This is a genomic window from Brochothrix campestris FSL F6-1037 (assembly GCF_000525915.1).
Classification (GTDB): domain Bacteria; phylum Bacillota; class Bacilli; order Lactobacillales; family Listeriaceae; genus Brochothrix; species Brochothrix campestris.
In genome coordinates, this window is record NZ_AODH01000115.1 from 1 (window position 1) to 476 (window position 476).

Here is a 476-nt window from a genome sequence, read left to right on the forward strand (position 1 = left end):
TACCGATTTGAATTCATCCATTGAAAGATGTAGTGGAAGCCTTTAATAGTTCGGTTTGAATTGAGGAGACCATTGGTGTAAAGCACGATTAACAGTAGTTGTTGAAACACTCTGTCTAAAAGCGATATCTTTTTCAGAAGTAATAAACTGCCCTTCGGCAGCTAGTGTTTGAATGATGCATTTGGTGATAAAACAATTTCTTTTTACCATCGAAGTTGAAGCGATAAAGGTTGTTTTACATCCTTTACATAAGAAGCATTGCTTCTTTAAAAAGAGATAGGTTGGAAGGTTATTTGTTTTAGGGAGTGTGATACGTGATAGTTTAGTTCCGTGTTTAATGAGTTTAACTGTTTTATTATTAAAGCCGCAATTCGCACACCGTGAGTGTGTGTAAGAGCGTGTACCAAAATAACAAGTGCTTAAAACACCTTTAATTAACTGAGTTAAACACCATGTTTTTGGAAAAGAAATAGTTT

General features: G+C 34.7%; 1 pseudogene. It reads right to left on the reverse strand.

The features are described from left to right. Positions 1-42 precede the first annotated feature (42 nt). Positions 43-476, reverse strand: a pseudogene (locus BCAMP_RS13650) (transposase family protein); the annotation flags it as partial.